Source organism: Candidatus Bathyarchaeota archaeon (genome assembly GCA_026014585.1).
Lineage (GTDB): Archaea > Thermoproteota > Bathyarchaeia > Bathyarchaeales > Bathycorpusculaceae > Bathycorpusculum.
Map to the genome: position 1 here is coordinate 362,792 of JAOZIA010000002.1, position 23,310 is coordinate 386,101.

Consider the following 23,310-nt stretch of genomic DNA (forward strand, 5'->3'; position numbering starts at 1 on the left):
CTCGCATATATTGTATATGGTTAAGCCAACAAGGTTTCTACGTTTAAAGGTTACTTGCAGAATCTGCCGTCATCCCGCGTTTCAGGCAGCTTGTTGATTTTGCTGCTAAACCAGCCAATTTCAACTGTTTCTCGATGGTCAAATTTTGGAACATAAGGTTTAATATCCAACAAGGGAGTGCCATCAACAATATCAAGATTCTCAACAAACAGCACATTTTGCTCTATTTTTTTAAGTTTCACTACGGAGAAACCGATTTTATTTGGTCGAGCAGGCGCGCGGGTTGCAAAAATCCCGTGAAGTTTATCGTCAAGGAAGGGTTTAACCATCAAAGAACAGTCAGTTACCAGATGAAAATGATACAGCAAGATGATATGGGAGAAACCGTCAAGGTCTTTTAAACCCTCCACATATTGAGGGCATATTTCGATTGTCCCCGAAGTATCTTTGGATGCTGCGGCTTGTATGGGAACATTTTTTGGTTCCTTAAACGGCGTGCGAATAACGCCTATAGGTATGTAGGTTATTTTATTCAGCTACAGTCACTCCTCAAGCTAACTCAGCAATAACAGTTGTAACCCTTAAAATTTTCCTGCGTTTTTCCGACTTTAACAAGTTTTAAATTCACGATTAATTTAACACAGTAAGGAAAATAGTTCCGTTTTTTATGGTTGTAGGAGGTGAAGTTTTTGCTGTATGAAGCTACACATACACATCCCGCCGCGCAGTGTCCTTTAAACACTTCAGAAGGAAAAGCAATGGTTAAACAACTCTTTTCAGAACAAAACATCAAAAACGCAGGGATCAACTTGACAGCGGCCTACATGAGTTGCCCTCAAGACACCGCTATGGATCATAAGGGCTTTTTTACAATAGAAGCAGCAAATCCAGAGGCAATCACAAAATTCTTTGGACTAATGAAAACAGAAATACGACCAGTGAAACCATTAAGTGAAGTGGCAAAAACACTATAAATATACAAAAAGTGAAAAAACAGGCAAATACATAAACCAGAAAAAATCCAATAGTTCTATGTGGTAAAAGATGGAATGCCAAAGATGCAACACACCCCTAAAAGAAGACGAAGCCTACAATTTACACGGCAAAATCCTATGCGAAGACTGTTACATGTATGAAACGAACCCACCCAGAGCTTGTGACCCTCTAGCGGTGGCATCAGCTCTATCCGTTAGGAAACAGTTAGGACAAACAGGAAGCACTGGTTTGACGGAGTTGCAGCAGAAAATTTACAGCGCTATAGAAGACCACGGCAAAATAACAAGAGACGAACTGCTTAAAATTGTGAACATTAAACCTGAGCAACTGGAGCAGGAATTCGCGTTTTTTAGACATTGCGAATTAATCAGGGCATTTAGAGGCGAAAACGGCAAAGTATACGTTACAAAATGGGAAAAATAGTGGCTATGGCTTCTTTAACAAAAGCTCACAAATATCATCTATTGCTTTAACTGCGGCAATTTCCTTGTTTTTTAGCGGGGTTTGCCCCATCATATCAGCTTCGATTACCGCTTGGTCCCAAGGCACAAACGCAAGCATAGCAATGCCGTTTTGGTCAGCAAAGTTCTGAATAGCTTCTTTTTGGACATCATTCATCACACGGTTACCCACCAAAAATAGCTGTTTCATACCCGCAGCCAACGCCATATCATTGATGTGCTTGGCGATTTCTAATGACTTCAAGTTTGAGTCAGCAACAATTATCAGAGCATCAACCTGTTCTGCGGTTCCTCTACCGATGTGTTCCACGCCGGCTTCAAGATCTAAAATCACTGCTTCACCCCGTTCAACAACAAGATGACGCAAAAGTGCGCGGATAACGGCTGTTGGAGCACACATACAACCCGCACCCATAGAATGAACAGTGCCCATTACAATCAAGTTTGCACCCAATGGGGTAGGTACAGCGTACTGTTTTACTATATCGTCAACTCGAAAGTTAAGGTTGTATACGCCTGAGTAGCCAGTGTCAGTTTTTGAATCTACTAGCGGTTTGTTTTCGGAAATTGGAACAATTTTTCGGGTTTCCTCAGGTGTTAACCCCAATGTTAAGCCTAAATTGGGAGAAGAATCTGCATCAATAGCTATCGTTTTTAATCCACGGTCTGTGAAACCCTTAGCTAAACCCCCCGCGATAAGGGTTTTACCAACGCCGCCTTTACCAGAAACAGCAATTTTCATAACAATCACAAACTCTAAAAGGTAATCACTTAACAAATTAATTTACATTTTCCCTGAAAATCCTATTAAATAGGAGGGAGCCTGCTAATCCCGCTTCTTTATGATAACTTGATTTTTCAGAGGCGATTTCGCTTGTTGCACTATTGATGCCAATTTGAAAACACCAGCATGGGTTAATGTTGGTTATCTGAGTATTTTTACATAAAATTTATTGGATACTGAAAGGTTAGTTTGTTGTTCATAGGGTGAATGCAATTTGTCAACGGATGAAGATTACCCTGAAGGGTATCGTAAACGCAAAAGTCCATCAAAAGACCCATTTTTCAGCGACATCGACAAAATGTTTCACGAAATGGAAAAGATGATGGAAGAAGAATTCAAAGATTTCAGCCAGAAAATCCCAAAAGAGTACGTTAAAGAACGCAAACTGCCTGACGGCAGCACAGAAAAAGAGTTTGGACCCTTTGTTTATGGTTACAGCATGAAGATTGGTTCTGACGGCAAACCAGAAATTCAGGAGTTTGGCAACCTAAAGAAAAACCAGAAAGGGCTGCCTCAGGTTAAAGAAGAACGTGAACCGCTTGTCGACATAATTGATACTTCAAGCGAAATTCGTGTGGTTGTAGAGTTGCCAGGTGTGGATAAAAGCGATATTGAACTTCACGGAACAGAAAAATCCTTAACCATTTCAGTTGACACAGTCCAGTACAAATACTATAAAGATGTAGCATTGCCCGCTAAAGTGAAAGCTAAAGAGGCAACCTCAACATACAAAAATGGTGTCTTAGAAGTGGTTTTGCCTAAAAACGAAACAGAAAACAAGCCTAAAGGCGAACCAATCGACATAAAATAGGTCACTACCATCATCCCGTTATCCGCGTGCAAACAATGAATGATTCCGAACTTGACAAGCTAAACGCTATATGCAGAGAAGCAAAAGCAGCAGGCAAACTGTCAGGAACCAATCTGACTGATTTGTACGAGATTTTTGGGCAACGCTTCACCAAAGCGTTGGATGCGCTTAAAGAAAGTCGTGTGAAAAAATATATGTTCCAGCCGAGCCAAAGAGTAGTTTGGATTGTAATTGGCAAGGAACGCGACTACCTTATCATGCCTGAAGCCGAGTTTTGCCCTTGTGATGATTTTTATTTTAGGGTTTTGGATAAGAAAGCTCACATGTGTTATCATTTATTGGCGCAGAAAATTGCTCAGAATCTGGGGTGGTTTGAAAACATTGAAACTGATGACAGCAATTATGACATGTTGATGAATGAATGGAAAAAAGCTACTGCTTAAATATGAAGACTAGTATTGATATGATAAACTTACAGGAGAACCAAACTTGGACTTAAACTCGTACTTCGGTAACATAATTTATGTCCTCATGGGCACATCTTTTATTACCATAGTTTTGATGTTACTTTATGCGTACTATGGTAAAGATGAAGAAGAGGAAAACGAGTAACCTTAACCAATAATTTTTCTTCGTCTATTCAGCAACAAAAAAGACACTAAACTCAAAATTGTAATAACAACCCCGATTAAAACAAGCCAACCAGCATCAGGACCCGAACCAAAAACAATCGGTATTGGACCAATAAGAATCACACCGCCCACACTACCCGAACCAGCACTGGACAACAGAGAAGAAATAATCACAACTGCAAACCCCACAAAAATCAAAATTAATCCCGCAGAAAGCAACCAAAACCCTCTGCCAAAAAATGTGCCCTCACCATTTTCCTCATAATTTTCCGTCATTTCCAGTTACCTCACAAGCAAATAATACACAATCAAAATAATTGTTAACGCTAAAGCAAGTGCCACAACAGTTGTTGCTGATTTTTTGTCTGTTCCAAAAATAATTGGGATAGGACCAATCATCACTACTCCTGCACCCTTAACTTTGGCTTTTTCCCTGTCCCCACGGCTTGTTGATGATAAAATAACAGCTAAAATAACCACGATTACTCCAACTATAATCAGCAGGGTGCCCAAAGAAAAAAAGGCAGATGTATCCATTTGCTCTCAACCGCAGGTGTACTAGAAAGCAGCGTTTTAATAAAGGTAATCAAAAGGCAAACAAACCAAAAACTTAAAGCAACTCAAACTCCTAACGGTTGACAGCGCCCAAAATGACCCCAAACGAAATAATCCAGCAAATACAAGCAAAAAAGCCCGAAATAACTCAGCAGCAAATCATGGAAAACTTGGAAACAGAAAAAAAACGGTCAGGCGGACTGCTGGGCGATGAAACCCTGCTGCGGTTGATTGCTGCGAGATTTGGCATAGAAATCCCCTACAACAGATTTTACCCGTCTAACCTATCTAGTAAGCATTTGTTTGCTGGCTTAAACGATGTAACTGTTGAGGGGCGTTTGCTGGCGGTTTTTCCATCGAAAACTTTTAGCAAGGGAGATAAATCAGGTAAATTTGCTACCTTGTTTTTAGCTGATGGTGATGGACTTTTACGTGTGGTGCTTTGGGACAAAAAAGCAGACATGGTTGACAACGGGCAACTCAAAACAAATCAGGTCATTTGCCTGCGCCACGGCTACACAAAAGCAGACCGATCAGGTAAAGCCGAGATGCACATGGGAACCAAAAGCAAAATTGAAATCCAAGACTCGACATCATGCCAGTACCCTACCTCTGAAAAGTTCGCCATTAAAATCAGCCAGTTAAGCAGGGATAATCAGCCTGTTTTTCTTTTGGGAACTGTCAAGGAGGTTTCTGGGTTGAGCAGGTTTTCAAGAAATGACCAGTCGGATGGCTCATTTTTGCGGTTTATTCTTGTAGATGATTCTGGGCAAGTTAATGTGGTTGCTTGGAATGAGACAGCAGAGGAGCTACAAAAAGTGCTTAAGGCAGGGGTTATGTTGCAGTTGGTGAATGCCAGAGTTAGGGAGGCCCAGAATGGCGGTTTGGAGCTTCATGTGGACTCAAATGTGCTGGCTAATATTTTGGAACCTTAAGCCTACACTAAAGAATCTGAGTAGTTGACGGGTATCAAAGAAGTGATGTTTACATTAGCCTTTTGAAGATAAGGAGTGTTAAAATAACTGGTTTTTGATGTTGCAGAACCACTTTTATCATCAAAAAAAAAGATTTTTTAAGTAAGGGTTAAAAGTAAATGATTGCACACAACTGTGTAAGATAACAATAAACAGGTTGATAATGAAATGCAATCAGCCAATAACGAGCAAAGAAAATTTGTATCAGTTGACCCCAGCAAATGTACTGGATGCGGACTGTGCGAATACTCCTGTACCATGGAAAAAGGCGAAAAAGTTTGGAATCCCACCCTCTCCAGAATACGAGTCGTCCGCATGAAGCCCGTGCTAAATTTCGCGTTATCCTGCCGTTTCTGTGACGATGCAAGATGCGTTAAAGCATGCCCAGAAAAAGCAATCATGCAAGCCGAAGGTACAGGAATACTAGTTATTGATGAAGCTAAATGCAAAGGCTGTGATTGGTGTGTTCAAGCTTGTGAACATGGTGGAATAACAATCCATCCTGAAACTGGAAAAGCCATCGCATGCAACCTGTGCGGAGGCGAACCAAAATGTATCGAAAACTGCCCAGAAGAAGCACTCACACTAGTAAGCACAGATGAGGAAGCTGACAAACGATTCAATGATGCATTAACAAATATGCCTGAACAAATTGCAAAACTGGAAACCATTGTTAAAAACAAAGACTGGAAACCATTGCTTGCCGAAGCTGAGAAGCGGTCAATGAAAATCTCAGAAAATCTTGAGAAAATGAACAGGAAAAAGAAAGAAGAAGCCGAAAAAAGCGAATAATCTTTTTTATTTTCCTTTAAAGATTTTCTTCATACCCTTTTAAGAAAGCATCTAAATCGTAACCGTTTTGTTCACCAATATAGCCACCTTCAAAAACAAAAAAGGTGGGTTTTTTCAGTTGAGCAATGATTTTTCCAATCTTTCCAAAACTGTTTGTTTCTAAACCCAACGATGCCAAATCCCCCATGTGTGTATCGAACCCTACGGAAACAGCAAGTGACTCAAACTTGCTTAAGTCAACCTCGCTTAAGGCTTTCTGCAATGCATTTAGAAACATTTCTTCCCCGCAGTCAACTGGTAAAGGATAGTTTATTGCGTTGCCCTCTGAAGTTAAGCCTGTTCCAGGGTAATGTGGTGAACGGTGAAGTGACACATAAACCACAGATTTGTCACCTTCAAAAATCTCCTGTGTGCCATTGCCGTGATGCCCATCAATATCCAAAATTAACGTTGATTTACCCTGAGCTTTCACTGCAACAGCAATATTGTTTAGATAACAAAAACCACGTGAATAATTTCCCATGGCAGCACCAGACGCTCCAGCATGGTGCCCAGGTGGACGCATAAACGAGAAACCCCCAATTTTTGCAGCAAGTAACGCTCCCCCCACGGAAAGTCTGGCAAACTCGTAAATGTTATCGTAAGCTGGCGTGTCGGAATCTTCAACTAAACCTTTTTTCAGGTTCCACAAGTAGTCCATATCATGCACCAGCATCAAGTCATCCTCAGTTGCAGGTTCTGGTTCCACAAACTCGTAGCCTTTTTCTTTAAGAATTTCTTGGGCGACCCGTATTCTTTGAGGACCTTCGATATGCCATGTTCCGTAGCACAAGCTTTTTTCTGCAAAGACAATTTTTGTTTTCATTTAGCCTGCCCCACACAGAAGAGCTTCTACATTAAAATATATCCATTACCCTTAAGTTTACCGCCTAAGTGAAAAAAGCATGGTTTCCCAAAATCCCTTTGCAGAGTTCCGAGCAGAAGCACAATCCATACTAGCCCAAGCAATAAAAACGGCTTTCCCAGAAACACCCATCGAAGCCGCAAGCACACTTAAAAAAACGCCCAACATCGAGTATGGACAACTGGCTTCATCACTTTGCTTTGAACTGGCTAAAAACCTAAAACGTAAACCATTGGAATTAGCAGAGCAAATAGTAAAGGCTGCAGATTTATCCAACGCTGTTTTGGTTGAAAAAGTCACCTCTGCAGGAGCGGGATACATCAATTTTCATCTAAACTTCGCCAAATTCTCCGAGTTAACACTTCAATCCATTAATCAGCTAAAATCCGAATACGGATTTGTAAAAACAGAGCAGCCCAAAAAAATTATTGTGGAACACACCAGCGTCAACCCCCTGCACCCCATCCACATTGGGCAAGCCCGAAACCCCATGCTTGGCGATGCACTGGCAAGGATCCTAAAATTCCGCGGGCACAACGTGTCCAGTCACTATTACATTGACGATGTGGGCAGGCAATCCTCTGTGGTTGCTTATGGTTACCAGAAACTGGGCAAACCCGTGCCAACCAAGAAATCTGACCTGTTTGTTGGCGAAATTTACACCGTCACATCATGCCTAGTCGAAATAAACAGGCTCAAAAGAGCATCCAAAGCAGCTTCCGAAGCAGGAAACGACGCAGAAGTGGCAAAGTTTAACGGGGAACTCTCGGAATGGACGGGAATCGCCGCTGAACTCAAAGAAAAACAGCCCCAGCTGTTTGATGCTCTCTCCGAAAAAATCAGCAAAGAAGAAAACCCTGAACAAGAAATCGGCAAACTAAACTTGGCTTATGAGCAGGGTGAACCAGCAGCTAAGGCTCTTATTCGGGAAGTTAGCGATTTGTGCTTGGATGGTTTTCGCAAGACTCAGGCGCGTGTGGGTGTTTATTATGATTCGTGGGATTGGGAAAGTGATTTTGTGTGGAGCAGCCAAGTTAATGAGGCAATGAAGCAGTTGGAGCAGTCAGGGTTTGTTTTTGATAAAGAAGGGGTACTTGCGTTTGGCGCGGAAAAAGTGGCTAAAACCTTCAATTTGAAACCGAAATTGGGGTTAAACCAGAAATCAGAAGTTCCATCCTTAACTTTGGTGCGAGCAGACGGCACAACACTCTACACCACCCGTGACGTAGCCTACACGCTTTGGAAGTTTGCCCAAGCAGAAAAAGTCATCAACGTAATTGGCATGGAACAATCCCTTGCACAACTGCAACTAAAACTTGCACTTTACGCACTTGGGAAGAGCAAGTTTGCGGAGAATTTTGTTCATTTCGCCTACAATCTGGTTACGCTGCCGGGTTATAAGATGAGTAGTAGACGTGGACACTACATCACCTTTGACGAAGTATTAGACGAAGCAGTCAGCCGTGCCTACGAAGAAGTTTCGAAGCGTTCTCCCATGCTGTCTGAGGAAGAAAAACACAAAATCGCTGATTTCGTTGGCATCGGCGCAGTTCGGTATTCGTTGGTTGATGTTGACCCAACTAAACCTGTGGTTTTCACTTGGGAACGCGTGCTCAATTTTGAAACCAACAGCGCCCCATACGTGCAGTACACTCATGCCCGTGCATGCAGCATCCTGCGTAAAGCCACAAAAGAGGAGCATAATCCTGATTTTGGATTGCTCACAGAGAAGCTGGAGAGGGAACTAGTGCTAAATCTTGCAAGTTTTCCAGACATGTTCATTGAAGCCACAGAATACTTAAAACCCAGCATGATTGCAGACTATGCAAATGCCCTCGCGGATAAGTTTAACACGTTTTATAATGCGTTACCTGTGATTAAAGCTGATTCACCCCAGCTTAGTGATGCACGGATTGCGTTGACGCAAGCTATCAGAATTGTGATGGGGAACGCGTTGAATTTGATTGGCGTAGTTGCACCTGAAAAAATGTAACTGAACACTCAATCAATCCATAGTTTTTTGTTTATTACCAGTTGCTCATAATTGGTTGATTTTCCACAAGTTATAAATTCAGAACAACCTAACACTGTTAGGCGAGTGGAGCTTACGAGTCTTGAAGCACAGCCTTGCCCAAAGCCCATTTAAGCGGCCAAAAAAAACTGCTCTTGCCTTAGCATTTATTGCTTTAGTTTTCATTTTTTTAGCACCTTCCTTGACGACTGCAACGGTGACACCTTCTGCTGAATGGAACAAAAATTACGGCGACATCAGAGCGTCAGTTGTCATTCAGACCTCCGACGGCGGTTACGCCTTGGCAGGTAGTAACCCTTTCGGTTCAGAAGCTGTACTCATTAAAACAAATGAACTGGGCGATGAGCAGTGGCGAAAGTCTTATGATGATAACGTTTTTGGAAACTATAACAATATTGTTTCAATATTCCAAACTGCGGATTGGGGATTCATATTGTTTGGAGAAGGGGGCACGATTGTTAAAACCGATTCTGAAGGAAACATTCAGTGGCAAAAGAGTTCAGGCTTTAGTGGAGTCCAGGTTGGTATACAAACAGTTTATGGTCACTATGTTCTAGTAGGTAACGAGGCGGGTGTTGCGTGGATTCTCAAAACTGATGGTGAAGGCAACACATTATGGACGATGAATTTCACGGGCGGCTATGCTGTTTACGCTGTAACAGCAACATTCAATGAGGGCAGCATAATAGCAGGGAGCTACAAAGACAAATTTTGGTGTGCTAAGCTCAATCTAAATGGCAACCCCGAATGGGGCAAAGTGTACTCTTATGGTGCCCCTGATGATGCTGGATATATTACTGATGTTATAGAAACAGGTGATGGCGGGTTTTTGCTTACGGGCATTGGTGAGTGGCAAGTAAGCGGCGGTGATGTGCCTTGGTTGATAAAAATTGACGCACTTGGAAATGAGAAGTGGTATCACAATTTTGAAGATATGCCTTTCAAAGGGTTTGTTTCAGCGGTGCAAATGGAAGATGGAAGCTATGTTGTAGCCTTAAATTCCAGCCCTGAACTTGTTAAAGTAAACGATTCGGGTGATTGCTTATGGAACAGCACTTACGAGGGACCCATAGGGACCACATCTTCTTTCAAAGCAACTACTGATGGGGGCTTTGTGATTGTCTGTTTTTCTGGACAGAACAGTTGGTTACTCAAAATTTCATCAGAAGCTAGCATGTACCCAATTACTCTCTCAATTCTTAGTCCCGAAGGTAAAACTTATTCCTCTGATGAAGTGCCTATAACTTTTAAAATCAGTAAACCTGCTTCATGGATGGGTTACAGTCTCAACGGACAAGCAAGTGCAACCATCACTGGAAACACGACGTTGACTGGGCTAGATGATGGCTCGTATAGAATAACAGTTTATGCAAATGACACCGACGGAAATTGTGCTTCAAAAACTATCTACTTCTCTGTAGCAAAAAACCAGCTATCCATGTGGCTTGTTATTCCTGCAGTGCTAGGTATAGTATTAGTGACATTATTAGTGTGTTTCAAGAAATTTGGGTTTACCAAACAAAGCATAATCAAAGTCATGGATAATAAAATGGTGCGGAGTTTGTTTATAATGGGTTTATGTGTAGTTTTGGGGTTAACCCAGATTTTTCTCCCATATTACTTTCATGCTTCATCCTCATCCAATCAGGCAAACTCGCCTTTTCAGGTAGGTGTATCTTATGCTTACGAGTATGACCGAGTCGGGCAAATCTACAATGAAGTATCCAATATTCAATCTTTAGGTTTTGAAGTGGTCCGAGTGAATTTAGTCTGCGACCCCTCTGACCCCAGTCATATCTCTAACAGTTTAACCGACGAATTCATCATGGCAACTCAACGATTTAACTTGAGTGTTGCTTTGATACTCAATCAACGCGATAAAGTTGAGGAGGTAAACTATTATCTCAATCGCTGGGGAGACCGCATCTCTTACATTCAAATGCTTAACGAACCTGAATTATCTCCATCATGGGCTGCTGGCGCGCTATACACAGATGACGAATTGTTCACCAAGTTTCAACAATTTTACACATTAGTGGAACCTTACCGTTCTTCGGCTAAGCTTTACACGAACTTTGAAACAGGCATCCTTCTCAGACCCAACGTTCCCGTGCAATTAAGTAAACAACTTGACTTTGTTGGGTATGACGTTTTTATGGAGTCATTTCTAACGCTTTCTCCGAGAATGATTCAGTTCCTTCAAAAAATAACCGACAAAGAAGTGGTCATCTCAGAGTTCGGTATGTCCACAAATAATGATGTGGCACAAGCCGATTTTATAATAAAAGGCTTAAACCTCTTCAAGAGTATGGGGCTCAACGGTTGCTGGATAGCCTATTGGAACAGTGTTGAAAACGATTATGGAATACGCGGCAGACTCGCGGAAGAAAGAGTAGGTGAATGGATTGCACAAAACTCCTAAATTTTCTAAACAGGTTTTCATTCATGGATTTATGATAGTGATTGCGCTAGTTGTTATTCAGGCGTTTTTAGATTTTTCCCGAAGCGCCTTTTTGCTTTTCATGCCCCCAGTGGGGTTTGCGCTTTTCCTTTTTACTATGTTTGGTATTCAACCAATAATTTTGGGGGTGCTAAACATTATTGTTATTCATCGGTTGTATAATTGTGAAGGATGGGAAATTGGATTTTGGCTCAACGGCATTTTTCTGTTGCTGGTTTTCTCCACAATCAATTTAGTTATAGAAACGGTTGTAGGTGTGCCTTTTTCGTGGATTCTTGGTGTGCTTGAAATCTTTTTGTTGTCTTATCCGTTTGGCTATCTATCTCAATTCAACAATCGAGGGTGCAAAAAACTGCAATTTAAAACAAATACAACGACGCAAACTAGCATGCACCAGTGAGGGACTGCACGTAAGAAATCACACATCCAACATAGTGTTACTTTTTTTATAAATCGTAATACTTATATTTGTCTAGTACATCCTATACAAACGTACCACTCAAACTGGGGAACAAACTTTAACCCACAACCGGGCTAAAAACGTCCCTCCCCCAGTAGTGTGCAAGCTAAACCTTCCAGTTGGCTGTAAACAACTGGAACCCTCCATGGGCAATTAGGGCAACCCCCTGTTTTTCAACTGCCCTATTTGGGTTTAACTTCACACAACCCCTACTTTTCAAACACACTACAGGGCACCTAAAAATGATTAACTATGGCTCCAAAATAGGCATAATGGGAACCTGATTTATCACTTGAATGTACGTGTTGACTGTTTTTGCAATAACAAATTTCAAATATCAGCTCATTAACTATCATCGAGGTGCATTTACATGAGTAATGACTACTTCCAAAAGAAACTTAAAGCAATAAAGGTCACCAAGCAGAAACCAATCTCACAATTACTAAAAGAAATGAGCAAAACCGCCTATCAAGGACGCAAACTAGGCGAAGCAGTTGACGTATGGGAAAACATGATAAAAGAAAAAGACACCGTCATCGCGTTGGGCTTTGCAGGCAGCATGAGCACCGCGGGACAATGGACCATAATCAACTGGCTAATGGAAAACCGTTTCATTGACGTGCTCGTTTCCACAGGCGCAAACGTGTCTGAGGACATCGTTGACGCCATGGGATTAGGCTACTACCAAGGCAACCACATGGTTGACGACTCACAACTCCTCAACGACGACGTAAACCGCTACTATGACGTTTACGGCAAAGAAACAGACTACCGCGAAATGGAAACACTCGTAACCGACTACGTCATGACTTGCAGCCAAGAATACCAGTACACCAGCGCCGAATTTCTCCACGGCCTTGGCAAGTACCTTGGCAAAAAGAACATTCCAGCAATCACAGCTGTTGCAGCAGCTAATGGCGTGCCCATTTTCAGCCCAGCCATGGTTGACAGCGCGTATGGCGAAACCTTCCTCTTAGCAAAGAACCAAGGTCACAGTGTCCACATTGACAGTGTTAAAGAGTTTGACCAGTTCGTGCAGATAGGCACAAAAACCAAAGAAGTAGGCGTTGTCTACATCGGCGGAGGCGTCCCCAAAGACCTAACCCAACTCATCGCCATCAGCGTCAGCCCAATGACTGAGGACAAAGGCGTCCAAGGAAGACAAGGCGGACTACGCAAATCCCTGCAAGAATACTACTACCCCCACAAATACGCAATCCAACTCACCACCGACTCACCCCAATGGGGCGGCCTGAGCGGATGCACCCTGGAAGAGGCGATATCTTGGGGCAAAATCAACAGCGCCACAGGCACACGTGCAGTCTGCTACTGTGACGCAACCATTGCATTGCCTCTGATTTGCCACGCACTATCAGAGCGCGTAACTGAGAAACGCAAAGGTCCAGACATGAGCTGGATCTTCAAAGACATGCCACAAGCATAAAAAGCCCTTTCTTTTCATTTTTCTTTTTGTAAACCCTAACTCCTAAATTCTCCTTGGCAATTAGGTGTTTTCATGAAACTAGTTAGTGCATGCCTCATAGGGATAAACTGTAATTTTGAGGGAAAAAACTGGAAACAACTCGAACTGCTTGAAGAATTCAAAAAAGGCAATCTGTTCCCAATTTGTCCTGAGGTTATGGGTGGCTTGCCGATTCCAAGGGTTCCCGCGGAAATCGTTGGCGGTACAGGCGCGGACGTATTGGATGGGAAAGCCAAAGTGATCAACATGGATGGCGTTGATGTGACTGAGCAGTTTCTCAGGGGTGCCAATGAGGCTTTAAGGCTTGTAAAAATTGTTGGTGCCAGTGAGGTGTTGTTGACTGAGAAAAGCCCCTCTTGTGGGTGTGGCAGAATTTTTGACGGCACCTTCACGGAGAAATTCAAGAATGGCGATGGCGTAACCTGTGCGTTACTAAAGAGAAATAGCATTAAGGTTACCAAAATAGTTACAAAATCTCAGAATCAAAACCATACCTAAAAAATTTGGGAAAGGCTATTATGAGGTTATGGAGTTGCCAGAAACCTCTTTTCTAGTCGTCTGAGCCATGCTGGCGCGTTACGGAGTGCATAAATCAAAGTTGCAAACACTGCAACTTCAATCATTATACCTGGAATAAACACTGCAAGCATTAATGTTGGAAGTTCACCTTGCACCAAAAGCAGCAAGCAAAGACCTGTTGTTAGGAAAATCACTGTTAATGATGCTATTATACCTATGATTAAGAATGATTTTAAAGTGGGTTCTAGGCTGGTTTTTTGGCTTTTTTGGGCAAGGTTTAGGTATTTTTCGTCTTCTGTGGTGAGTTCGACTTTTAGTTGTTTGAGTTGGTTTAGTGCTTTTTTGCCCAAGGGAGTTAGTATATAGTGGTGTTGTTCGTTTTTCTCTATTAGCCCTGCTAACTGTTCAAGGTGATAATTTATTTTTCCAGTTGGCAAACTCAAGTCAGTGATTAACTCTGTGTATGCTGTGCCCGTGGGGTTTGCGTTTATGAGTTCAATTATGGCACGCCGCATGGGATGAGAAAGTGCTTGAAATATGATTGTTTCAGCTTCATCATTGTGTTTGGTCATTTTTAGCCCTGAATTTGATTAGGACTAATGTTGTTTAAATTACTTCTTGACAAAGCTTCCTTGACAAGAAATCTTACAGCTTCTTGCTTTGCCTTTGTATTAATGCTGCAGCCATTATAGGCAACACTACGGTGGCATCGCCCTCTATCATGACTTTTTTTGCCTTCTGATTAATCTTACCCCAACTGACGGCTTCGCGTGGTCGGGCTCCGCTTAGGCTTCCGTCCCACTCCACTGCAGTAGAAACATAAATGACGTAATCGAGTCCGTCTTTGAATTGGTTCCACCATATCGTGTGGTGTTTGCTGATTCCGCCGCCTACGATGAGTGCGCCAGTTTTGGGGGAGTCAAACATTAGGTCGCTTAATTGTCCCTCATCTTTGAGCAGGTTGATGTGGAAGTCTTTGTGGTCTTGACTAAACATCCATAATTGATACCCAACTGAACCGTCAGTAATACCTGGTACGTGAATGGGAATGTTGTTTTTTGCTGCCCAGTACAAAATTGAGGATTCATTGCAACATCGCAATCCGATTTCGCGGACTAACTCCGTGGTGCCAAGATCGCGTTTGCCCTCATTGTAGAGGTCAGTAAGGAGTTCTTGGATTTTCTTTTCCAGAATTATGCCGTAGCTGTCATTTGGCACAAGCACGTTTCCGAGGCGGTTGACGCCTTCTTGGTAGAGTTTGGAATCGTTCATCATGAAGTCGCCCTTGTAGTAGTCTTTCCAGCATCGGGCAACGTCATGGTCAAGGGTTCCGCAGGTGGTTATGATGACGTCGCACATTTTGCGTTTAACCATTTCGCGGATTACGCCGCGTGTGCCTGTGGCGATGATGTCAGCGGTGAATGAGAGGAATTTGACACATTTTTTGTCAGAAATCATATCCTGCATGATTGACACGCCGGTTGCGAGGTTACCCGCTGTAAAGCCCCATGCTTCGTCCATTTGTTCCACAAGCTCATTAACGGTCATTTCTTTGGTGAACTGGTAGTCTTTGACTGGGATTTTGTGTGCTTCATGCTTTGCCATAATTCTTGCCTCTATCATCTTGCAAAGAAGAAAACCAAGATAAAAGGCTTCGCACAGCCTAATTGACTATGCAATTGATGATTTTGCTGTAAATCTCAGGTGCCTTGCGACCTTTGTAGCCTGTGCAGCAGACGAGTTTATGGAGCAGTAACACCCACGTAAACATCAGATAAACAAGATAGACCATAAGACATAGTTAATAAACTGACACCAAAAAACCTCATTTAAGTGCTTATTTGGGCAAAAAGCCCTTTTCTGGTTACTTCTTACTTTTACTGCTAAAAGTTTATTATCCCTAAATTTTCAGTATATTTGTGAGATTTGAGATACAAATTATCACTGACCTTGCTGTCCTACTAGTTATTGCATCAGTTGTAACCCTGATTTTCTACAAACTCAAACAGCCCCTAATCATCGGATACCTAATTGCAGGCATAATCATCGGACCATACACACCACCCTTTAGCCTCATCTCCAACATCGACTTCCTCAACGTCTTCGCAGAAATCGGCGTCATTCTGCTCCTTTTCACTATTGGATTAGAATTTCCCATAGCCAAACTGCGCTCAATTGGACGCGTAGTAATAGGGGTTTCCGCGTTAGAAATCACTCTAATGCTTGTTGTTAGTTGGGCTTTGGGCACATTTCTGAATTGGGGATTTTATGACACACTCTTTCTGGGCGCAGCGCTTGCCAGCAGTAGCACCACAATAATCGCGAAAGTTCTAGGCGACCTTGGAAAAATGAAAGAAATCTCGTCAAGCATAATGTTGGGTGTGCTTGTTGTAGAGGACGTGGTGGTTGTGATACTTTTGGCGATGCTTCAAAACCTCGCCGTTTTACACGTTATCTCTGTAGCAGATTCTCTTTGGCTGGTGGCCAAATTAATAATTTTCATCGGTGGAACACTGATTGTAGGCGGATTTTTTATTCCCAAAATCATTGACCGCGTTGCGAAAACAGAAAAAACAGAAATCGTCTACATCCTAATGCTTGGAGTCTGCTTTGTTTTTGCCATAATCGCTACCCAGATTGGGTTTTCAGCAGCTATCGGCGCATTCATCATCGGAGTTGTGGTTGCCCGCTCAAAGGTCCGTGAAGAAATAAACCGTAAAATTGAGCCGTTTCAGCTTGTTTTTGGAGCCATATTTTTTGTTTCAATGGGTGCATTAATGGATATCTCAAAAATGGGCATGTACTGGCTTCCTGCAGTCATTATAACCTTGGCTGTTTTAGGAACCAAACTTGTTAGCTGTGGGTTTGGGACACGACTCTTTGGTTACGAGAAGACTATTGCTCTAAGAGTTGGGTTGGGAATGGCGCAAATTGGAGAGTTCGCCTTTATCGTTGTGAAAACTGGAAAGGACCTTGGGGTGTTAAGCGATTTCCTGTTACCTATAATTGGAGTTGCAACTATCATAACTTCATTTTTGACGCCATATTTGATACGGTTCTCTTACAAAAAAGATACAGGATAAGCATGCCCCGATATGGAGCTTGTGCAGTCTGCATAGGGATTGTCCGATAGTTTAAAGGAGGAGTTTATAGGAAACCTGCTTCCCGCAGCTTAAGCGCTAAGGAGATGCTTCCTTTGAATTTTACTCTGCCAGTGAAAAAAGCTTTTTCCGCGCTTAGCCTGTCGTGGACTAAATCCATGAAGTCGTCATCGTCCATCTCCAACGTAAGCGCCGCCTCTGGATTAACACCCTCAGTTACATCTATTTTCTGGTTTCTCACAGTGACGACCCAGTTGCCGCTGTTTTCACCGTTTATGTTTATTTGAGCAACCACGTCTATGTCTGCTGCTTTTTCAGGGTTAAATCTTGATGGCAATTCGTTGTCGAAGAATTCTTTTGGGGTTTTTGCGTCCATTTCCTTTCACTTCAACATTTTTAGGGGCGTTTTGGTTTTTGAACCTTTGCTATTTCCTAAAGAGGTCTTTTTCTTTGGGCCTGTTAAGGTCAGCGGCAGTCACGTTTTCTTCCACCTCATACTGATAACCCCTAATTATGGCTGCGGGAATACCCTCACAGGATTGCCCAATAACCAGTTCCGCCGCCGAAGCTAACTCATCAGCCACAGCAGTTTGCTTAATTCTCAGTGAATAACCAAACAGGTCTTTTTCTCCACGATGGTCCCGTATGGGTTTAATGCCTGAAGCACCCACTGCCACATTGATTTCTCCCATTCTAAACGGTCGCCCATGCGTGTCAGAAACGATAACAGCCACATTGATGCCTAAGATTTGTTTGATGTTTTTGCGGATTTTTTTAGCGGATAAGTTGGGATCTTTGGGAAGGGGAACAGCGTTTCGGTCACCTAAAACGTTTGAGCGGTCAACACCCGCGTTAGCACAAACAATCCCACTTTTTGTCTCAGTTATTATGCTGTTTGGTCCTACGCGTACAAGGTCTTTTGATTCATCTAAAACCAATTGAACCATCACAGGGTCTTTGCCAGTTTTCTGAGCTATCTCTATTGCCTGCTCTGTCGGCGTGATAGTATCAAGGTTTACAATGGTTCCTTCAGATTTGGAAACAACCACATGAGTGATTACTACCACATCATTTTCCTGGAGAGGTGTGCCTTTTTTGTTTGTGGCATCCGCAATTAACTGTGCAAGGTCATCGCCGGGTTCTATTAGGGGCAAGCCTTCAACTGGGATTACTTGTACGGGGTTCAACGTCTGTTTTTCTCCTGAATTGCTTGGCAAAAAAACACGTTCAACCTTATCTATATTGCTTTTCCCCAGAAAAAGCGTTAAACGCCTTAAAGGAGTAATTCCTGAAGAAAACAGTCTCTAGAAAAGCAGAATACCCCTTATTTTAGAAAGTATTATAAAAAAAGCATTACAAACTTTTTTTGAGGAAACAGAAATGGATAAGGTTCACTCGATTCTCCTTTGTTTAATGCTCATCACTTGTCTTGCTATATCAACCAGTTACACGCAAGCATCAACTCAAGACAGCTGGGAAACAAAGGCAGCTATGCCGACAGGCAGAAGCCAGTTGGGCGTAGCTGTAGTTCAAGACAAAATATATGCCATCGGCGGAGAAATAAAAAAGACAAACCTTGAATCACACAGCAATGAAATGTATGATCCATCTACAAACACGTGGACAACAAAACAGCCAATGCCCACTGTAAGAGGCGCTTTTGGAATAGCCGCGTATAACAACAAAATTTACTGTATAAGCGGATGCATAATTGGTAAAATTTCTGTGGAGATAGGCAGTTGGGAAATAACCGGAGTAAACGAAGTTTATGACCCCCAAACAAACACCTGGAGCACCAAAGCTTCAATGCCTAATCCCAGATACGGGTTAAACGCACATGTCATTAACGGGAAAATCTATCTGATAGGAGGACATAATGGCACAGACACTGTTAACTTGAATTCTGTATACGATATAGCAACCGATACGTGGTCTACCAAAACCCCTGTGCCTCACGCAGTCCAAAATTATGCTTCCGCTGTTGTGGGAGACAAAATATACCTAATAGGCGGATTTATTGCTCATCCCGTAACACCCATTGTTAGCGATAAAACTCAAGTTTATGACCCAAAAACCGACACATGGAGCAATGAATCGTCAGCAATTCCCACTTCTTTGCGGTCAGGAAAGGCAGTAGCTGTACAAGAGGAGTCACAAAATAAAATCTATGTCATTGGCGGAAGCGTCTTGGGCACTTGGGTTTATACTGTTGAATCAGACTCTTGGGTTCAGGCATCTGCAATGTCAACTGACCGAGACTATTTCGGGATTGGGGTGGCAAATGATGCTTTATATGTTATTGGAGGAGCCAACTCACTAATAGAGCAGTACATGACCATAAATGAAAGCTACAAACTGGACATCACTGAAAGCAAACCCTTCATAACTGAAACCATCGCCATAATCCTTGGTGTAGCAGTTGCAAGCATAGTTATTGCAGCCTCAGCCATAATAGTGTACCACTACAAACGCAAATCAGCAAAACCCACATAGCCAACCTATTTGGCGTCTATTAGGCTCCAAATAGTTAATCATTGCAGAAACGATAGAGGGGAGGTCGGTAACGGCTGATTTCTGACCCAAAAAAAAACTGTTTTTGTATACAAAAGCATCGACCAAACACAAAAGAACTGAGTAATGTCGGGTATAGTGAGCGGTTTTTGTGTTGACGACACGTTTTTAAGCGGTCACTCCCATAGCCTTTCTAAAAATGGAGGCAATCTTTACGGATTACTCAAAACTTATCGAAACAGTTCCCGCTGAAAAGTGGGGTCCACTATCTGAACAGTTAATCGGCGTTATTTTAAGCGCAAAAAATGACTCAAAAATGCCCAATAATCTGGCACAAGCTATCCTTCTAGGCATGAAAAACGGCACCTCAGCCACCAAAAACGGCTTAATCTGCCTGTTTGAAGCTGCCGTGTTGCTTGATGCAGAAAAAACTGTGGCTGCATTGAGTAAAATGGAGATGCTTAGTTTAGCTGAACAGATAGTTCAAACGATGTATAAGGGAGGAAATTAAGTTGGCACTTAAATTCGGAATAGAGTTTGTTCCCAAAGATGCATACTGGAAATTAGCAGCATACGCCCTGCAAGCTGAAAAGCAAGGATTTGACAACCTATGGGTAACCGACCACTACGGCAACCGCAACGTATATGTCTCCTTAGCAGCAGCGGCACTCTACACAAACAAAATCACCTTCGGAACAGGCGTCACCAACCCATGGATGGTTAACCCAGTCATAACCGCACAAGCAATAGCCACCCTAAACGAACTCGCCCCAGGACGCGTCGTTTTAGGTATAGGTGCAGGAGACAAAACCACTCTTGAAGCCGTCGGCATAGAAATGGGCAAACCAATGGCGGCAGTCAGGGAATCCATTGAAATGTTCCGCAAACTAACCGCAGGCGAGAAAGTAGAGTTCCAAGGTGACATCTTCAAAGCCTCAGGAGCCAAACTGAACTTTAAAGTTGCAAACAAAATCCCCGTGTACGTGGGTGCTCAGGGTCCAAAAATGCTGGAAATGGCAGGAAAAATCGGTGACGGTGTCCTAGTCAATGCAAGCCACCCAAGCGACATCCAATTCGCAGTTCAAATGGCAAACCAAGGCCTCGAACAAGCAGGTAAATCACCCGCAGACTTTGACATAACCGCATACACATCATTTTCAGTTAACGAAGACCCAAAGAAAGCAGTCAAAGCAGCCGCGCCAGTAGTTGCCTTTATCGTTGCAGGTAGCCCCGCAGCAGTTCTTGAAAAACACAAAATCGACGTTGCAAAAGCAGATGAACTACGCACGGCACTAAAAGCAGGAGACTTCCCCAAAGCCATCGGAGCTGTAACACCTGAAATGCTTAACGCTTTTTCAATCTGTGGCACACCAGACATGTGTATCGAGAAAATCGCGGCACTACAGAAAATAGGCATTGGCCAGTTTGTTGTAGGCTCACCGATTGGCTCAAACGTTAAAGCATCAATTGACTTGATTGGTCAAAAAATCATTCCACACTTTAAATAAACCCAACATTTTTGCCCCTTTTTCTTTTGGGGCATCTAAATATTTTTAGGCAACCATCCCAAACAAACTAAAGCTAATGATGGCTCGGGGTGTCGAATGTGGTTGTCTACGCCATTGTGCCTGTCAAAAAAATAACAGCTTCTAAGAGGCGACTCTCTCAAAACTTAAACACCCAACAACGCAAAACCCTAACCATCACAATGCTACAAGACGTCCTGTATGCCCTCAAAGCATCAACAGTCACAAACATTTTAGTTGTCAGCAACGACTCAAATGTTAAAGCAATAGCACAACGATTTAACGTAGACTTTTTTGCCCCAACCCACAGAGGCTTAAACTTTGCCATTGAAGAAGCCTTTGCATGGTGCCTTAAAAACAAGGCAGACGCGGTGCTTGTTTTACCTGCAGACTTACCGCTTATAACATCTAAAGACATTAACGTGCTTGCAGAGTTAGGTTCTGTTGGGCAATGTGTGGTTTTGGTGCCTTCCAAAGATTGGGGAACTAACGCTCTTTTCCAGAGACCACCTGATTTGGTGCATGCCAGTTTCGGTCCTGAAAGTTTCCATAAACACATGCAAGAAGCCACAAGTAGAGATGTCCGTGTTAGATTCTATTATTCTTTGGGTGCAGGGTTAGATATTGATTCAGTTGATGATTTGCAGTTGCTACTGAAAATTGACAATAACACTGCAAGTAGGCAGGTTTTAGAAAAATTCAAAGCCGCAAAGAATGCGGATAAATGAAAGTTATTGTTTCTCGTTAGGGTGAGGTAAACCGCTTATGTGGATGCCTGCACCGACAATCTTGTAGCGTACGTTGATGTAGATGAGTGCTGCGGTTAAGGTTTCAACAGCAACAGCGTTCTGTATTGGACCCGCATCATACGCAGTGATTCCAGTTCGGTTAATGAGGTTAATGACTATGTCGCGGGTTGCTCTGTCGCCGCCAACAACTAGCACGTCGGTTTTGATGTCTCCTGTGTAATTTAGAAGTTGCTCAGGGCAAATGTTTTGAAAAGCATCAATAACTTTGGCTTCAGGACCTAGGAAGGTTTGGATTTCTTGGGCGATTGAGCCTGTGGGGTTGATGAAGGCGCGGGTTTTTTTCTCCATGTCAAGTGATGATGCAATGTTTATCACTATTTTTCCAGCAGTACAATCTTTTATTTCTGCAATTGAACGATTTATTGCAGTATATGGAACCGCCAAAATGATTATGTCTGCTTTCTGTGCTGCTTCACAATTGGTGCACCCTGTGACACCGTCTAATTTACACTCTAAGTTAACCATAGTTGCAAAGGATTTTGCTTTTGCGGGGTCACGTGAACCTATAATTACGGGTAATCCGGCTTTTGCGAATCTGCCTGCGATTGCGCTCCCTTCTCTACCGGTTCCACCTATTATGGCAATTGTTGGATTAGGATTTGGGTTCGACATTTGAGTATCTCTGTAGGTAATTGGCAGGTGGCTTTTTAAGCTCTTCGGAGGTTTACAAAATTAAATGAAAAGGTTATCTTCCCGTAAAAAATAAGCATTCACTACTAAAAGGAAAACAATACAGTAGTTGATGATTTGCAAAAGAAAAAGTCCCCCATATACTATGTCTTTGGAAATGAGGAATTACTTGACCAAATTGCGCCGCTACAGACACTTTTGAATAGGCAGCTTTTACATTTGTCCAAATATTTCAAAGAACACCACCAAACTATGACCTTTGAAAAAAGCAACTTCTACAAAAATCAAAAGCTGCAAAATACATAGGAATAGCCTTGGTTTGGGGTTTTTATGGACTTTTGGGTTAGGAAGTAGGCGCTGTCAAGGCCAAATTTTAGTGGCATTTTTACCAGTAGGCTTACGTACTCGGTATATCGCCACCGCTAAAGAGACAATCAAGATAACAATTACCGCAACAATTATGATAACAACAAAGTCCACGGGGAAGGACACAAAATTACGTGTAGCTGATGCTGACGCGGTTTGGTTGGCGCTGTCGTAGGCGACAACTTCTATTGTATGCTCACCCAGCGGGTAATCTTCAGTGTTAAACGACCAACTAAATGGAGCAGTAAGGTCGTTTTGTTGTAGTTCGTCATCAAGGTAAAATTCTACGCGAATCACATCTTCGGAAACAGCGGCGTTAGCAGTAAAGTACCCGTTAATGTCACCGCCCATGCCGTAACCATTATCCTTGTAGAAGCTGATGCTAACTGTAGGAGTGGCTTGTGTAACTATTACAAAAGACAGCATGACTGCTAAAATAACGATGAAAAGACAAAAACAGCTTCTTTTTTTACCCATAACGCTAACACTCTGTTTACGTTAAC

28 protein-coding genes are annotated in these 23,310 nt (G+C 42.5%); 17 read left to right on the top strand and 11 right to left on the bottom strand.

Annotated elements, in window-relative coordinates; all coding sequences use genetic code 11:
* Positions 1-50 precede the first annotated feature (50 nt).
* A complete protein-coding gene (tsaA, locus tag NWF01_02125; GenBank protein ID MCW4023814.1) occupies positions 51-536 on the bottom strand; it encodes a tRNA (N6-threonylcarbamoyladenosine(37)-N6)-methyltransferase TrmO in 486 nt (161 codons plus the stop codon).
* A 144-nt stretch (positions 537-680) separates the two neighbouring features.
* Between tsaA and NWF01_02130 the strand changes: the two genes are divergently transcribed.
* Together NWF01_02130 and NWF01_02135 are read left to right on the top strand one after the other, a co-directional pair.
* Positions 681-974 carry a hypothetical protein gene (locus NWF01_02130; GenBank protein ID MCW4023815.1) on the top strand — a complete coding sequence of 98 codons (294 nt, stop codon included), beginning with the start codon at positions 681-683 and terminating at the stop codon, positions 972-974.
* A 70-nt stretch (positions 975-1,044) separates the two neighbouring features.
* Positions 1,045-1,419: a hypothetical protein gene (locus NWF01_02135; GenBank protein MCW4023816.1), complete on the top strand. Its 375-nt coding sequence runs from the start codon at positions 1,045-1,047 to the stop codon at positions 1,417-1,419.
* Positions 1,420-1,422: 3 nt separating this feature from the next.
* Here the strand turns inward: NWF01_02135 and NWF01_02140 are convergent, their stop codons facing one another.
* Positions 1,423-2,199, bottom strand: coding sequence for an AAA family ATPase (locus tag NWF01_02140; GenBank protein ID MCW4023817.1), 777 nt, complete (start codon positions 2,197-2,199; stop codon positions 1,423-1,425).
* 256 nt (positions 2,200-2,455) lie between these two features.
* Between NWF01_02140 and NWF01_02145 the strand changes: the two genes are divergently transcribed.
* The 3 genes from NWF01_02145 to NWF01_02155 are packed head-to-tail and all read left to right on the top strand — an operon-like array spanning position 2,456 to position 3,664.
* Complete coding sequence (locus NWF01_02145) at positions 2,456-3,052, top strand: Hsp20/alpha crystallin family protein (GenBank protein ID MCW4023818.1); 597 nt, start codon at positions 2,456-2,458, stop codon at positions 3,050-3,052.
* A gap of 35 nt (positions 3,053-3,087) precedes the next feature.
* The gene (locus NWF01_02150; GenBank protein ID MCW4023819.1) at positions 3,088-3,495 is read left to right on the top strand and encodes a hypothetical protein; all 408 of its coding nucleotides are present in this window, start codon (positions 3,088-3,090) and stop codon (positions 3,493-3,495) included.
* A gap of 46 nt (positions 3,496-3,541) precedes the next feature.
* Positions 3,542-3,664 carry a hypothetical protein gene (locus NWF01_02155; GenBank protein MCW4023820.1) on the top strand — a complete coding sequence of 41 codons (123 nt, stop codon included), beginning with the start codon at positions 3,542-3,544 and terminating at the stop codon, positions 3,662-3,664.
* Between the two features lie 2 nt (positions 3,665-3,666).
* Here NWF01_02155 and NWF01_02160 read toward each other — a convergent pair whose 3' ends face one another.
* Together NWF01_02160 and NWF01_02165 are read right to left on the bottom strand one after the other, a co-directional pair.
* On the bottom strand, positions 3,667-3,960 hold the full coding sequence (locus NWF01_02160; GenBank protein MCW4023821.1) for a DUF131 domain-containing protein: 294 nt from the start codon (positions 3,958-3,960) through the stop codon (positions 3,667-3,669).
* Between the two features lie 6 nt (positions 3,961-3,966).
* Entirely contained in the window at positions 3,967-4,221 is a 255-nt protein-coding gene (locus tag NWF01_02165) for a DUF131 domain-containing protein (GenBank protein ID MCW4023822.1), read from the bottom strand.
* A 113-nt stretch (positions 4,222-4,334) separates the two neighbouring features.
* On the opposite strand from NWF01_02165, the gene NWF01_02170 reads away from it, so the two are divergent.
* Together NWF01_02170 and NWF01_02175 are read left to right on the top strand one after the other, a co-directional pair.
* Positions 4,335-5,174, top strand: a complete 840-nt coding sequence (locus NWF01_02170) for an OB-fold nucleic acid binding domain-containing protein (protein ID MCW4023823.1) — start codon at positions 4,335-4,337, stop codon at positions 5,172-5,174.
* A gap of 207 nt (positions 5,175-5,381) precedes the next feature.
* A complete protein-coding gene (locus tag NWF01_02175; GenBank protein ID MCW4023824.1) occupies positions 5,382-6,005 on the top strand; it encodes a 4Fe-4S dicluster domain-containing protein in 624 nt (207 codons plus the stop codon).
* A gap of 16 nt (positions 6,006-6,021) precedes the next feature.
* On the opposite strand, the gene NWF01_02180 is transcribed toward NWF01_02175, so the two are convergent.
* The gene (locus NWF01_02180) at positions 6,022-6,870 is read right to left on the bottom strand and encodes a histone deacetylase (protein ID MCW4023825.1); all 849 of its coding nucleotides are present in this window, start codon (positions 6,868-6,870) and stop codon (positions 6,022-6,024) included.
* 79 nt (positions 6,871-6,949) lie between these two features.
* Here NWF01_02180 and NWF01_02185 point away from each other — a divergent pair, with 79 nt between their 5' ends.
* The 5 genes from NWF01_02185 to NWF01_02205 all read left to right on the top strand — a co-directional run bounded on the left by NWF01_02185 (position 6,950) and on the right by NWF01_02205 (position 13,843).
* Entirely contained in the window at positions 6,950-8,902 is a 1,953-nt protein-coding gene (locus NWF01_02185; GenBank protein ID MCW4023826.1) for an arginine--tRNA ligase, read from the top strand.
* Positions 8,903-9,023: 121 nt separating this feature from the next.
* A complete protein-coding gene (locus tag NWF01_02190; protein ID MCW4023827.1) occupies positions 9,024-11,363 on the top strand; it encodes a hypothetical protein in 2,340 nt (779 codons plus the stop codon).
* Between the two features lie 91 nt (positions 11,364-11,454).
* Positions 11,455-11,802 carry a hypothetical protein gene (locus NWF01_02195; GenBank protein ID MCW4023828.1) on the top strand — a complete coding sequence of 116 codons (348 nt, stop codon included), beginning with the start codon at positions 11,455-11,457 and terminating at the stop codon, positions 11,800-11,802.
* Between the two features lie 430 nt (positions 11,803-12,232).
* On the top strand, positions 12,233-13,306 hold the full coding sequence (locus NWF01_02200; protein MCW4023829.1) for a deoxyhypusine synthase family protein: 1,074 nt from the start codon (positions 12,233-12,235) through the stop codon (positions 13,304-13,306).
* A gap of 72 nt (positions 13,307-13,378) precedes the next feature.
* Positions 13,379-13,843: a DUF523 domain-containing protein gene (locus tag NWF01_02205; GenBank protein MCW4023830.1), complete on the top strand. Its 465-nt coding sequence runs from the start codon at positions 13,379-13,381 to the stop codon at positions 13,841-13,843.
* A 26-nt stretch (positions 13,844-13,869) separates the two neighbouring features.
* On the opposite strand, the gene NWF01_02210 is transcribed toward NWF01_02205, so the two are convergent.
* Together NWF01_02210 and NWF01_02215 are read right to left on the bottom strand one after the other, a co-directional pair.
* Positions 13,870-14,436, bottom strand: coding sequence for a helix-turn-helix domain-containing protein (locus NWF01_02210; protein MCW4023831.1), 567 nt, complete (start codon positions 14,434-14,436; stop codon positions 13,870-13,872).
* 73 nt (positions 14,437-14,509) lie between these two features.
* The gene (locus NWF01_02215; GenBank protein ID MCW4023832.1) at positions 14,510-15,469 is read right to left on the bottom strand and encodes a deoxyhypusine synthase; all 960 of its coding nucleotides are present in this window, start codon (positions 15,467-15,469) and stop codon (positions 14,510-14,512) included.
* Positions 15,470-15,783: 314 nt separating this feature from the next.
* Between NWF01_02215 and NWF01_02220 the strand changes: the two genes are divergently transcribed.
* The gene (locus NWF01_02220) at positions 15,784-16,947 is read left to right on the top strand and encodes a cation:proton antiporter (GenBank protein ID MCW4023833.1); all 1,164 of its coding nucleotides are present in this window, start codon (positions 15,784-15,786) and stop codon (positions 16,945-16,947) included.
* A 64-nt stretch (positions 16,948-17,011) separates the two neighbouring features.
* Here NWF01_02220 and NWF01_02225 read toward each other — a convergent pair whose 3' ends face one another.
* Together NWF01_02225 and cofE are read right to left on the bottom strand one after the other, a co-directional pair.
* Positions 17,012-17,341, bottom strand: a complete 330-nt coding sequence (locus NWF01_02225) for an SCP2 sterol-binding domain-containing protein (protein MCW4023834.1) — start codon at positions 17,339-17,341, stop codon at positions 17,012-17,014.
* 49 nt (positions 17,342-17,390) lie between these two features.
* Complete coding sequence (cofE, locus tag NWF01_02230; protein MCW4023835.1) at positions 17,391-18,182, bottom strand: coenzyme F420-0:L-glutamate ligase; 792 nt, start codon at positions 18,180-18,182, stop codon at positions 17,391-17,393.
* 163 nt (positions 18,183-18,345) lie between these two features.
* Here cofE and NWF01_02235 point away from each other — a divergent pair, with 163 nt between their 5' ends.
* From NWF01_02235 to cofC, 4 genes are all read left to right on the top strand, one after another.
* A complete protein-coding gene (locus tag NWF01_02235; GenBank protein ID MCW4023836.1) occupies positions 18,346-19,458 on the top strand; it encodes a hypothetical protein in 1,113 nt (370 codons plus the stop codon).
* A 217-nt stretch (positions 19,459-19,675) separates the two neighbouring features.
* Positions 19,676-19,987, top strand: a complete 312-nt coding sequence (locus NWF01_02240) for a hypothetical protein (protein MCW4023837.1) — start codon at positions 19,676-19,678, stop codon at positions 19,985-19,987.
* A 1-nt stretch (position 19,988) separates the two neighbouring features.
* Positions 19,989-20,984, top strand: a complete 996-nt coding sequence (locus NWF01_02245; protein ID MCW4023838.1) for a 5,10-methylenetetrahydromethanopterin reductase — start codon at positions 19,989-19,991, stop codon at positions 20,982-20,984.
* 98 nt (positions 20,985-21,082) lie between these two features.
* The gene (gene cofC, locus NWF01_02250) at positions 21,083-21,730 is read left to right on the top strand and encodes a 2-phospho-L-lactate guanylyltransferase (GenBank protein MCW4023839.1); all 648 of its coding nucleotides are present in this window, start codon (positions 21,083-21,085) and stop codon (positions 21,728-21,730) included.
* Between the two features lie 3 nt (positions 21,731-21,733).
* Here cofC and npdG read toward each other — a convergent pair whose 3' ends face one another.
* On the bottom strand, positions 21,734-22,423 hold the full coding sequence (gene npdG, locus NWF01_02255) for an NADPH-dependent F420 reductase (protein ID MCW4023840.1): 690 nt from the start codon (positions 22,421-22,423) through the stop codon (positions 21,734-21,736).
* A gap of 378 nt (positions 22,424-22,801) precedes the next feature.
* Positions 22,802-23,284 carry an Ig-like domain-containing protein gene (locus NWF01_02260; GenBank protein MCW4023841.1) on the bottom strand — a complete coding sequence of 161 codons (483 nt, stop codon included), beginning with the start codon at positions 23,282-23,284 and terminating at the stop codon, positions 22,802-22,804.
* Between the last annotated feature and the right edge of the window lie 26 nt (positions 23,285-23,310).